Raw genomic sequence first — 11,981 nt, forward strand, 5'->3', positions numbered from 1 at the left:
ACCCCGCGCTCTCGCCGCCGTCGACCGGCATGACGATGCCGTTGACGAAGGACGCAGCCGGCGACAACAGCCAGGCCACGGCCTCGGCGACGTCTTCGGGAGTTCCCAATCGACCCACTGGAATGCGGCTTTCCAGCAGAGCCCTGCGGCCAGGAATGGCTAGCGTGCCCGCCATCATCCTTGTTGCGATCTGGCCGGGGCAGACGGCATTGAAGCGAACCTCGCTGATCTCCAATGCCAGCGACAAGGTCAAGGCGATCAGCGCGGCCTTGGAGGCCGAGTAGATGGCCAGACCCTCCTCGCCCATCAGCCCGGCCACCGATGACATCATCACCACCGATCCGCGCGCCGCGCGCAGGCCTGGCAGCGCCGCGCTGGTGAAGACGAACGACGAGCGCGCATTCACCCTCATGATCTCGTCCCAATCGCTCAGGGTGGCGGTCTCAAAAGCCCCTCGCCCCGTCATGCCGGCGTTGTTGACCAATCCGGCTATCTTTCCGTTACCGAGCATCATCGCGGTATTGATGACCGTTCGGCATTGGGCTTCGTCGCGCACATCACAGGCGATGAAATGTGCATTGGCGAGGCTGGATACGATTTCTCGTGCGGCAGCCTCGTCGCGACCCGTGAAGACGACGGCCGCGTTCTCCTGCTCGGCAAGGCGCCGGACACAGGCGGCGCCGATGCCATGCGTGCCGCCGGTTACGACATAGACACTCTCTTTTTCTCTCATCGTTCAGCCTTATGAATGATTGGCCCAACGAGCCAGGTTGCGCTGTCACGCTTCCAGCAAGGCTCGCGCAATTCGGTTGTGGTCCCGCCCACGGTGGGGTGGCTCACTGCGCGCGTCGATCGTGTTCACGGGCGTGGCGCCGCCGGTGGTCGGATAAAGGCATGTCGGAGCACGCAGCCTGCGCCGCGTTCAGTCAGTGTAAGTCGCGCTGAAAACCAAGCTCCAGCACGCCCGAAGCGTCATGGCCTCGACGAACCGCGGCGGTCCGGCGCTGACAAGACACAGTCTTTGATGATGTTGAAACCCGGGCATCCAGTGGCGTTGCGATCGTAAGCTTCGAAGACACCCATTGTCAGGTGGAGCCACAGAAAAATTCTTATCGTGGAACTGCGGCATTCGGCTATGCGAAAATATCACTGTTAACCCTCGACGCCCCCCGGCGATGCTGCTCATCATTCGACGGCCCACAAATAGACTTCCAAGCTAGGTAGTGAGGGTCACGAGACGCGCACTCCGCAGACACGAACAAACGCTGTGACGCGTCCCCTGCCCAAAGTCTGTGTTAACTTATAACTTATAAGGCGACTGTCAAGAATAGCGGCTGTGGTGTTCTGGCGTTGAGGGACCGGTTAGGCTGCGGCTGATGGAAAGACATGGCTGCATGGCGATGGCAGTGCGGTTCCGGACTGCCATTATGCGACTTTCGAGGCACAAATCATGAACATGGGACGACGGATATTTGGTTCGAACTCGCGAGCCCGTTCGAGGGGACCGGCCCAAAGTGCTACCTAGACTACTCTGAACTCGCGGCAGCGTTTGCCGCTGACTGATCAAATGCCAGCCGCAATCGCTCCATTTCCGGGCGACTGTGTTCGCGGGCGGCAAAGGATCCCACGGCAAGCGCCGGGCTGAGGCATGGATTTTCGCAATGTTGCCATGCTCGTCTGGGCGGCGCCACCCACAAGAAGCTTGATCCTATGAATCGGAATATGCAATTGCACGCGCCGGTGCGGCGATGCATCGAACGTTTTGATCCGGCTGGGACGCCGTGTACGAAATGCCGCCTTCGGCCTCATCGCGGTCATCGACGGTAAATGGCTCGATCGATCCGCCGGCCGACAGGTGGAGAGGGATAAGGAAGGACTAGCAACCGACGCGCACGGATTTGGGGATTCAGCCGTATGAGGTAGCGAAGCACGGTCAGAATATCCGCCGTTGTGCCGTTCCAACGCAGCACCCGAAGTTGGTTGACCGGCTTGTAGATACCGGCGCCCCCGGCGATGGCGTCGAGGGCGACTAGTACGAGGGCGAAATAGCCATAGGAAAAGGTACTGTCATTTGTCCACCGATCGAATGATACCGCGAAGAGGCGTGGCGCGGCACGCCATTTCCGAAGGATCTCCACCATTTCGGGATCTTCCTCGAGCTGGTCTCGAATATCCTCGAGAAAACGCCGCTTCGTGCGCGCCTTGAATTCGCTATGCAGATCGGCGAATGCAACATCGAAGCGCGATTTCCTCGCCATAGGCCCCCTGCGTCATTGAATGTTTGATCGACTAGCGTTGGACTAGAGTTGTTGTTTTCGGATTGCTCCATTGAACCGCCGTCGAGGACAGCGAAGAAGTGTTTGTCGTCAGCGTCAAGATCTCCAAGCTTGACGAATAGCTCTGAGGCGCCAGGATAGCCCTGAAGCCGCATAAGCCCCCGAACTTCGCGGTTCCAGAGCGCCTGGATCGCGGAGCTGTCTCCTACGGGTTTATTCCAGAGCTTGACGTAGTATAGGTCTCCAGCATCTTCGGCCTGCCACAGATCAGGAACTCCTCTCTTGGCGTCCCCACCTACGATCCGACGGATCAGTCGATACCGCCCCACCCTCTGTTCAGCCATCCGATCCCCACCCAGAAATGTTACTCGCAAGACGTTGGGCATCGGTTTGAAACAATGCGCACAGGATTTATTTCATCTATTTCTTCGCAATACTAGCTTGAGTTGTTCGGTCCTTCTGCGCCGCGGTCAGTCGGCCCGAACCGGCCCAACCCTCCACTTTGGTACCGACACCGACGATAGCAATTAAACGGCCGCGGTTCCGCTAGTGCGGGGCGAGTCCGACCTGCACCGGCCGGCCAAACGTCAAGACCATTCCTGGTCAAGCTCTCGAGTGGGGACGAGGCCACCATCGGCTTCCCGGGTCGGTATGCTCGTAGCGTATATCCTGCTAGACCTGATCATCAGCATCGTACGTGCGTTCCGAGACCCCGCACTCAAGGCACACGTCGCCACCATGGTTCTCGCTGTAGGTCCAGCCACCCGCCCACCCGCAGTTGAGACAGAATTCATAGCAGTCGAGCTCGCCCCATAGCCATGGACTAGCATATTCCGGAACCGCGTCCCTATCATAGGAAATGATCTCAAAGGCATCTTGTCCGACAGAGATGTAAGCCCTCGATGAAAAGAGCTTCAGGGCAGAAATAACGTCGTCTGCCGACAGGAAAAACCATTCTCCCGAATCTGCCTTGTGGTCGAATATGAGGTGCAACCGCCGTTCGACCACGCGGTCTTCGGAAATCGATCCGGTCCGAATTTCTCCCATCAACGCAACTCTACGCCGATTGCCAGTCTGCAGGTTGGCTATGCGGCGATCGACCGCCTGCGAGCGTCCGACCTTCACATAAAGACGGCCGGCAAGGCTGTTGTCCAATTCAGTGATAAAATAGACGGTCATTGTAGCATTCAGGATATTCAGCTACGCGCTTCAACCCCGCTGCACTCCCAAAACAAAAATTGCTAGCGAGGAACGGCAGCAGCGCGGTCACCTACTCTCTCCAGCCAAGTGCACGGAGCCACGCATCGACCTGACCAAATGCATCCTGCTGCCATTGTTCGGCGGTGCGTTCCCCGAGAATTTGGGTGTCCTGCACGAACTGGCGGACGCTAGTGGGGCCAAAACTATCAACCGCCTCGAACTTGCCGGCAATAAACCCGAAGCCCTCTTTGCCTTCCTTGTGAGCGAGAACCGGCTCGCAATCCGCGGCAAGTGCATCGGGGCCACCTGGATAGTTTCGAACGCAGTAATAGATGTCGTATGCATCCTTCCTCTTCAGGCGGTTCTCGATTGCGTAGCCCTTCATTGCGAGGAGGGCGGGGATCGATGCGACGGCGATGTTGACGTGGTTCGCGCCTCCATCCGGCATCTCGCCCGAAATCGCAACGAGGTTGTAAAAGCGTAAGGCCAATTCGGCACCCGATGCCCGCTGCACGGCAAAATGCTCGATCAGCGGCGGTTTGTTCTTTGTGAAGACGGCGTCGAAAGGACGCAAGAAGTCGACAACCACATCGATCGGACCTCCACCATCATCGACAGGCACTGTCCGAACAAGCTGGAACAGACGGTGATCGTCACGCTGCTCATACCCATTCCCCATAAGTGCCTCGACAAGTCGGGCGTATTCGCCATCTCCAAGTGCCTCGGTATCGAGGCCCAGATCGACGTCGAGAGTTCCGACATGCGGCATTTCTTCGTTTTCTAGGAGGAGCCAAGGCACCGCGCCGCCAATCACGGCGAACTTGCCTTTGAAACTGCCGAGTATCTGACCAATTTCCAGTAGAACCGATTTCACGGCCGCGGTGGTGCGGTCGTCGTAGTCGGCGGCCGATTGCGGATCGAGCGGTACTACTGGAGCCATTGCAATTTCTCCTGCCGCAAATGGTCAGCGGCCTCCTGTCCCCTCTCCCCGGATATCACCAAATCAAGGTAAGTTTGAACAGGACTTGTGCAAACGACGCCGGGCGCCGGCTCGATTGTATCAAGCAGTGGCCCTTCATCCTTCAGGATCGTGATCACAACGTTTTCACCCTTCGCCGCCGACGACAGCTTGAGGGCATGCCGCAGACGGTCGAGACCTCCGCTATCTGCGTAGAAGAACTGGCTGCCTACCCGAGCATATGGCGCAATCCATTGCGCTGCCGAGAACGATGCGAGGATCGCTCGGTCAATTCGATTCGACGCACCAAGCACATCGCGAACGACCTGGTCGAACGCTTTGCCGTGCAAGGTAGTGTAGAAGGTTTGGCGATCACCCGCTGGCGGCTCATAAGAGTTCCGCCAAGCGTCCAGAACCGCTGCCGGCCGAAAAAGCGACATGCCATCGTCGCCGATTTTCGCCCACTCCCGATCCACAAGCGCAGCGCGGACATTGCTGACGTGGCCGAGACTGACACCGGCTGCTTCCGCAAGCTCGGTGACGCGCCAGGGATGGTGTGGATCGCGCAACATCACTCTCAGAACCTGCGCGGACTTCGGTTTGAAGATCGACTTCAACTCGCGGCGTTCGATTGCGGGTCGGGTCGGAACCTTACGCTCAATAAATATGCCGTCGAAAGCGAGCCGGCAATTTCCCTCGAAATCGAGGAAGCCCACATTTTCTTCCTGGCAAAGAGCCTGTGCTTCTGGAGAAAGAAAGGGCGCAATGAACACAGGAATTGCGCCTTTTCCTATGTGGTTTACCGCCCTTCGCACCTGGAGTAGGCCCGAGTGAACGTGGCGCGGCTGTCCGCTCGACTTGACCTCACAGACGAGAATATGTGTGCGCCCGAAGGCGCTGATATACGCAAGAATATCGATTTCGCGATCGAAAGCGTCGGCTTCAACCTCTACATTCTCGATGGAAACGGGCGGAATATCGTTTAAGACGGCCCGCAGAGCGTCCGCAGCTTGATGCTCAATGCTTTTCAATGAGTCGCCCGATTTCAGCATCCGCTGAAAATGGCTGACCTAATGAAATATGTCAATCGCAATTTCACAAAATGTGGCGGTTTCAGCGGATGTTGAAATTCGGCCAAGAGTGAAAATCTTGAGTTAGCTTCGCCCGTGCCCCAATCAATCCATCTTATGTCGATGGCCGCGACCTGAGTATCGAAAGGCGTCAACTAAAGGCGCCTTCACCAAAATCATCGATAGCGCGCCAGACGCCTGCGAACCTCGGGTGTCAAACGGCTTCCAAAACTGACCCTCGATCGGCGTCCAATTTTCACTCAATCCGACCGTGCGTGGCTTTCCCTGATACACCCCTCTCTCCCTTCAAGTTTCGGCGAACAGCTATGTCCTGCGTTGATTTCGGATGGTGAGCGAACTTGCGACCTCAAAGCGATCGGGTTTGAACCCATTGGCAGCAACGGGGCTGGACCAGCGCTGGAGCCGCTTTTGATCATTAAGAATGGAAAGAGCGCTTTATCCCAATTAGGCAACGTATAAATGCATTCCTCAGACGATATTTAATCAGAAGTTTCTTTTATGTCACTTTTATGGACTAACAGTTGGACAACTGCACATTTCTACTTGGACAAACTGTACATAACGGCGGCCAAACACGCTTCGCGCACGTTAATGCTTGGATTGTGCACAGGCTCAATCGCTGATCCGAGCACGAACTCAATCGTGTGATTACACCGCGGAAAACGCTCGAAGCGCAGATCAGCGACCGCCGCCCCCGCTCACTTTTCTCCTGGGCGCTGACGGAAGCGTGGCTTTTATGAGCGTTCGATTATAATCCGAGTGACTATAAGGGGAAGTCAATCCCCCGCGTCGCATTTTCGCCGAGTTCTGCCGTGTCATTGAAAGGCAGCACCGCGAATGACAAAGCTTTGCCGGTCTTTTGCGGTGAATAGCAGCTCTATCTCTGCCAATAATACGTGGGGTCGAGCCACGTAGCCGGCGCCCGCTATCTTCGAGGATTCCCGCCTCCGTGCAGGGTTACTTGAGGCCCCGGTCACTCCACAATGGCAGAGCCTCTCGGACCGCCGAGCGCGGCTTACTTGCGCTGCCCCAGGGTCAGGTGCCGCGAACGTCGCTTCTGAAACATGCCGGGTGTAGACCGAAGGTCTAAGCCTTTCATAGAGCAGCCGAGTTGACAGGCGAAATGGCCTGTTACACGCTGGTTAAATCGATTAGGATGTTTCGCAGGGAAAACTCTGCCCAACCCAGGCAACCATGGACGATCGCCCAAAAGCAACACGCAACGGTAGGGCCGCCGCCAAGGCCAAAGAAGTCGAAGCGGAGCTGATTGCCGTTGTCGTGTCCGTCAATGACGGTGAACCAGCGGTCCTCACCATCGGGCAGGGGGATTGCCTGCCCTCGGGGCCGTTCGCGCTGGAGCATCGATCGCTGCAGTCAGGTCTTAGGGCGTGGGTCGAGCAGCAGACTGGTCATCCCCTCGGCTATATTGAGCAGCTCTATACGTTCGCTGATCGCGACCGCGCCGACGGGCGCCAGCAGCGCGTCATTTCCATCAGCTATCTCGCTTTGACCCGGAAGGAACATGCCACCGGCGCATCGGCCTGCGCCTGGCGGAGCTGGTACGATTATTTTCCGTGGGAGGACCACCGCCTCGGAACACCGAAACTGATTGCGGATGTTCTGAAGCCGCGTCTGCTTGCCTGGGCGGCTGCAGTTGAGGAGGCTGCGATTGCCCGTGAACGACGGCGGCGGGCTGCCATTGCTTTCGCGTTCGAGGACCGACCCTGGAATGAAGAGTTGGCGCTCCAGCGCTATGAGCTGCTTTACGAGGCGGGTCTGGTGGCAGAGGCCACCCGCGACGAACGGTCGATCGCATCCGACTCAACAGCCGGGACAACGATGGTTGCCGACCATCGCCGCATCCTGGCCACGGGCCTTGCGCGCCTGCGCTCGAAGATCAAATACCGGCCAGTCGTCTTCGAGCTGATGCCGCCGGTGTTTACGCTGCTGCAGCTGCAACGGACCGTGGAAGCCCTGGCAGGCCGGCTGATCAACAAGCCCAACTTTCGCCGGCTCATAGAGCAGCAAGAACTGGTCGAGGAGACTGGCGAGACGTCCCTGGATACGGGCGGCCGCCCGGCCAAGCTCTATCAGTTCCGCCATGCCGTGCTGGACGAAACTGCCGTGGCGGGGACAAAATTGCCTCTGGCCCGGGGTTGACACTCTTATAGTCAACCTAGATATATATACCCCTTATAGTCGAATGGATTATAAACGGGAGGCGCCGGTGAGCGGGACGATACCTTCGGCCGCGTCCCTGTATCAGCGCGTCCAGCGCATCATCCCCCCAGTGGAATGGGCGGCTTTCAGCGATGACGTCGAGGCTATTCTCGAGCTCAAGCACGAGCGCAACGCCGTCATCCTGGCCCACAACTATCAAACACCCGAGATTTTCCACTGCGTCGCCGACATCGTCGGCGACAGCCTGGCGCTGGCCCGCAAGGCAATGACCGTCGATGCGGACATCATCGTGCTCGCCGGCGTGCATTTCATGGCTGAGACGGCGAAGCTCCTCAATCCGGACAAGGCGGTGCTCATTCCGGATCTTGGCGCCGGCTGCTCGTTGGCGGACTCGATCACGGCGGACGACGTGCGGCTGATGCGGCAACGCTACCCTGGCGTGCCGGTCGTGACCTACGTCAACACGTCCGCTGCCGTGAAGGCCGAGTCGGACATCTGCTGCACCTCCGGCAACGCGTTGGCTGTGGTGGAGTCGCTTGGCGTTGAGCGGGTGATCATGCTGCCCGACGAATACCTGGCCAGGAACATCGCGGCACAGACTTCGGTCGAGATCATCGCCTGGAACGGTCATTGCGAAGTGCATGAGCGCTTCACGCCAGCCGACATTCGCGAGCTGCGGGATGCCTACCCTGGCGTTACCGTGCTTGCCCATCCCGAATGCCCGCCGGAAGTTGTCGCGGTTGCCGATTTCGCCGGCTCGACTGCGGCGATGTCGGATTTCGTCGGACGGCACAAGCCTGCGCGCGTCGTGTTGATGACCGAATGCTCAATGAGCGACAACGTGGCCATCGAGCATCCCGACGTCGAGTTCGTGCGCCCCTGCAATCTCTGTCCGCATATGAAGCGTATCACGCTCGCCAACATTCGCACGGCGCTGCAAGAAACCCGCCACATCGTGACCATCGATGCTCGAGTGGTTGATGGTGCTCGGCGTGCGCTCGAGCGGATGCTTGCCGTATGACGCCAGACGTCGGCGACATCAGGGGAGCGCCCGTGATCATCGGCGCTGGCGTTGCCGGGCTGATGACCGCGCTTCATCTGGCGCCGCATCCCGTTTACCTTCTGTCCCCGACGCGGCTCGGGACCGAAACCTCCAGCACACTCGCGCAAGGCGGGCTGGCGGCAAGCCTCGGCGCTGACGACAGTCCAGACCTCCATCTTGCAGACACGCTTGCTGCAGGTGATGGCCTCTGCGACGAGAGTGTGGTCAGACGCGTTGCGAATGCGGCGGACCGAGCCATCGAGAATTTGATGGACTTGGGCGTCGCCTTCGACTGCTCGTGGGACGGGACACTGCGGCTTGGGCTCGAGGCAGCGCATTCCCGTCGCCGGATCGTCCATGCCGGGGGTGACTCTACGGGCCGCGTTGTACGCGCGCTCATCATCGCTGTGAGGCGAACGCCTTCGATCACAATTCTGGAAGGCATGGAAGCCCGCCGGCTCATTGTGGAAAATGGTGCGGTCAGCGGCGTTGTGGCGGCAAAAGGTGGACAGGCGATTATATTTCCGACGCGCCGCGTGGTTCTTGCGAGCGGCGGTATCGGCGCCCTGTTCAGAGACACGACCAATCCGGCCGGCTCATTCGGGCACGGCCTGGCGCTCGCCGCATGCGCCGGTGCGGAACTCGCCGATCTGGAATTCATCCAGTTCCACCCGACGGCGCTCGACGTTTCGCATCGGCCTATGCCGTTGGTGAGCGAAGCGGTCCGCGGCGAAGGCGCAGTCCTGATCGACGAGTGCGGGCACCGCTTTCTATGCGATACGCCTGGCGGCGAGCTGGCATCGCGCGACGTCGTGGCACGGGCCGTATGGCAGCAGCTTGGCACCGGACATCGTGTTTACCTTGATGCCCGGCAGTCCCTCGGCCAGAAGTTCGCCAAGCGCTTCCCAGCTGTGACCCGGCATTGCCGGGACGCCGGAATCCATCCGGCAGTCGAGCCCATCCCGGTTCGCCCAGCGGCACATTATCACATGGGCGGCGTGGCCGTGGATGCCGCGGACCGCAGCACGGTGTCGGGCTTGTGGGCTTGCGGTGAGGTTGCCTGCACCGGTCTGCACGGGGCGAACCGGCTTGCCAGCAACTCGCTGACCGAGGCCGTGACGACCTCGTTGTGGGTCGCGCAAAGCGTAGCTGCCGCTCCTGCAGGCTGGCAGTGCCCAAGGCTTGTCGCAACGGCACCCCCGCGGCCCGACCCCTCCTCCGTTCGCCACGCGGTCTCTAATGGGCTCGGTGTTATACGGGACGGGCAAGCACTATCCGACACCGTGGAAACGCTGCTGCCGATCGCGGTTCGCAACACTGGCGCTTCCGATCCCGCCTTGATCGCGCTGATGATCGCCATTGCAGCGCTTCGACGCGAGGAAAGCCGCGGCTCGCATTGCAGGTCGGACTTCCCCACACGCAGGGCGCAGGCCCGGTCTTCGCGCTTGACCCTCGCCTCAGCAATGACGGTTGCGGCCGAACTTAGTCTGCGGCCCGCGGAACGGAGTGCCTGATGACGTCACCTCCACCCCTTCCCGGGATCGTGATCGAGCCGATCGTGCGTAGCGCTCTACTTGAGGATCTGGGCAAAGCCGGTGACCTTACCAGCGATGCGATTATACCCTTTGACTGCAAGGCCACCTTTGCGTTCAGAGCACGGCAGTCTGGCGTTGTTGCCGGTCTTGATCTGGTAGCCTACGCTTTCATGCTTGTTGATCCGTCGATCGACATAAATTTTGGACGTCTGGACGGCAGCAGGATCGCGGCGGGTGAGACCATTGCAAGGGTGAGTGGACCGGCGCGTGGAATGCTTGCGGCCGAGCGTACAGCGCTCAATTTTCTCTGCCATCTCAGCGGCATTGCGACGGCAACGGCCGAGATCGTCGAGGCGGTGCGCGGTCAGAAAGCACGGATCGTCTGCACGCGAAAGACGACGCCCGGCCTACGCGCGCTGGAAAAATACGCCGTGCGCGCCGGCGGCGGCGCCAACCACCGCTTCGGGCTGGATGATGCCGTGCTCATCAAGGACAAACACATTGCCATTGCCGGCGACATCCGCACGGCCATTGAGCGGGCGCGCGCCGCGGTCGGCCATATGGTCAAGGTCGAGGTCGAGGTCGACACGCTCGACCAGCTCGAGATCGCGCTAGGCGCCGGGGTCGACGCCATCCTGCTGGACAATATGTCCGTCAAGCAACTGACCCGAGCGGTGGCAATGGTCGACGGCCGCGCGACCACCGAGGCCTCGGGTCGCATAACGCCGGCAACGGCACCAGCCGTAGCGGCAACCGGGGTCGACCTCATTTCTATTGGGTGGCTTACGCACAGCGCGCCAATCCTCGACATCGGCATGGACGTGCCTATCGAAGCATGCATCCAGAAGCATCTGAACTGAATAGAGCGCGCTCCATATAGGAGCAATCTGCGGAAGTGGGGACGTACGATGATCGACAAGGGATTGAGATCCGACCGGGCCAAGGCGCTTGCCTTCATCAGCGCAATGCTCAGCGAACTGAATCAGATCGCGGGGTCTCACAGGCTGCAGTTCCTAGGATACCTTCTGGAGATGGCGTATATCGAGTCGTACGACATGGTCCGCAAAGAGCGCTCCCACCATCAAAGCAAGGCCATAGATCAGGGATAGCCCTGCTGAACTGAGCGCTGCGGCAGCTTCAAATCTGACCTCGGCACTTCTATTTCCGCAAAAAAGACGCGCAGTGCTCCAGCGCGTTCACGGGCGGTTGGACTGCAAAAACCAGTTGGAATATTTGACAGCGCGGCAGGATCACGATTTGCTCTCCAGTGCGCGAGCAACGACATGGATTCGATCTCCTTGTTTCGAGAAATGGTCGGACTGTTTCGCACAACTGACATCAGTTTCGGTTGAGTGGATTCGAGTGGGTCTAGTGGCCCCTCACTGAGGCCCTATGCGAAATCCTAGGCCAGCGGATAAACCAAAAAGTCGTGTGACACGCCAATTGCATCGAGGAGGATTCGCGTTGCCCTTGCACGAGCCCATGCTTCGCCACCTGAAATCGCGGGAGCTGTTCGGAGCCATTGACCGGGTGCCGGCTCTTGGCATGCTGGTAAGTGAGCAGACCTTCGAGGTATTAAACCCTTCGACCGGCGAAGTGCTGGCGGAGCTGCCATCAGTCCCTTGAAGAACAGGCGGTGCTGAGCGCTTTGTTTCGCAGCCTGCCAGAGAGGCTCCCAGGCTTCATGGGCTTCCCAGT

At 59.4% G+C, this 11,981-nt stretch carries 11 protein-coding genes; 5 read left to right on the forward strand and 6 right to left on the reverse strand.

The genetic code is table 11. From position 1 onward, the window contains the following. The 5 genes from NKH02_RS33010 to NKH02_RS33030 all read right to left on the reverse strand — a co-directional run. A partial coding sequence (locus NKH02_RS33010; protein WP_352883953.1) for an SDR family NAD(P)-dependent oxidoreductase occupies positions 1-733 on the reverse strand: 733 nt, incomplete at its 3' end. A gap of 1,081 nt (positions 734-1,814) precedes the next feature. Next, complete coding sequence (locus NKH02_RS33015; RefSeq protein WP_352883955.1) at positions 1,815-2,258, reverse strand: hypothetical protein; 444 nt, start codon at positions 2,256-2,258, stop codon at positions 1,815-1,817. 690 nt (positions 2,259-2,948) lie between these two features. Continuing rightward, positions 2,949-3,455: a GIY-YIG nuclease family protein gene (locus tag NKH02_RS33020; RefSeq protein WP_352883957.1), complete on the reverse strand. Its 507-nt coding sequence runs from the start codon at positions 3,453-3,455 to the stop codon at positions 2,949-2,951. A gap of 91 nt (positions 3,456-3,546) precedes the next feature. Then, positions 3,547-4,416 carry a nucleotidyl transferase AbiEii/AbiGii toxin family protein gene (locus NKH02_RS33025; protein WP_352883959.1) on the reverse strand — a complete coding sequence of 290 codons (870 nt, stop codon included), beginning with the start codon at positions 4,414-4,416 and terminating at the stop codon, positions 3,547-3,549. Next, positions 4,404-5,465: a type IV toxin-antitoxin system AbiEi family antitoxin gene (locus NKH02_RS33030; RefSeq protein WP_245263163.1), complete on the reverse strand. Its 1,062-nt coding sequence runs from the start codon at positions 5,463-5,465 to the stop codon at positions 4,404-4,406. The genes NKH02_RS33025 and NKH02_RS33030 overlap by 13 nt, the downstream gene beginning before the upstream one ends. Before the next feature lie 1,254 nt (positions 5,466-6,719). On the opposite strand from NKH02_RS33030, the gene NKH02_RS33035 reads away from it, so the two are divergent. The 5 genes from NKH02_RS33035 (at position 6,720) to NKH02_RS33055 (ending at position 11,392) form a co-directional block, all read left to right on the forward strand. Further along, complete coding sequence (locus NKH02_RS33035; protein ID WP_352487231.1) at positions 6,720-7,685, forward strand: NUDIX hydrolase; 966 nt, start codon at positions 6,720-6,722, stop codon at positions 7,683-7,685. A 67-nt stretch (positions 7,686-7,752) separates the two neighbouring features. Further along, the gene (gene nadA / locus NKH02_RS33040; RefSeq protein ID WP_352883962.1) at positions 7,753-8,727 is read left to right on the forward strand and encodes a quinolinate synthase NadA; all 975 of its coding nucleotides are present in this window, start codon (positions 7,753-7,755) and stop codon (positions 8,725-8,727) included. Next, positions 8,724-10,262 (forward strand): L-aspartate oxidase, encoded by a 1,539-nt coding sequence (locus NKH02_RS33045; protein WP_352883963.1) that lies wholly within the window; start codon positions 8,724-8,726, stop codon positions 10,260-10,262. Before nadA ends, NKH02_RS33045 begins: the two co-directional genes overlap by 4 nt. Continuing rightward, a complete protein-coding gene (gene nadC, locus NKH02_RS33050; protein ID WP_352883964.1) occupies positions 10,262-11,143 on the forward strand; it encodes a carboxylating nicotinate-nucleotide diphosphorylase in 882 nt (293 codons plus the stop codon). The genes NKH02_RS33045 and nadC overlap by 1 nt, the downstream gene beginning before the upstream one ends. 48 nt (positions 11,144-11,191) lie before the next feature. Beyond that, positions 11,192-11,392, forward strand: a complete 201-nt coding sequence (locus tag NKH02_RS33055) for a hypothetical protein (RefSeq protein ID WP_023693535.1) — start codon at positions 11,192-11,194, stop codon at positions 11,390-11,392. Here the strand turns inward: NKH02_RS33055 and NKH02_RS33060 are convergent. Next, a complete protein-coding gene (locus tag NKH02_RS33060) occupies positions 11,383-11,568 on the reverse strand; it encodes a hypothetical protein (protein ID WP_156939308.1) in 186 nt (61 codons plus the stop codon). The genes NKH02_RS33055 and NKH02_RS33060 overlap by 10 nt on opposite strands. Positions 11,569-11,981 lie beyond the last annotated feature (413 nt).

The sequence above is a fragment of the Mesorhizobium sp. M1396 genome (genome assembly GCF_040317725.1).
Classification (GTDB): Bacteria; Pseudomonadota; Alphaproteobacteria; order Rhizobiales; family Rhizobiaceae; genus Mesorhizobium.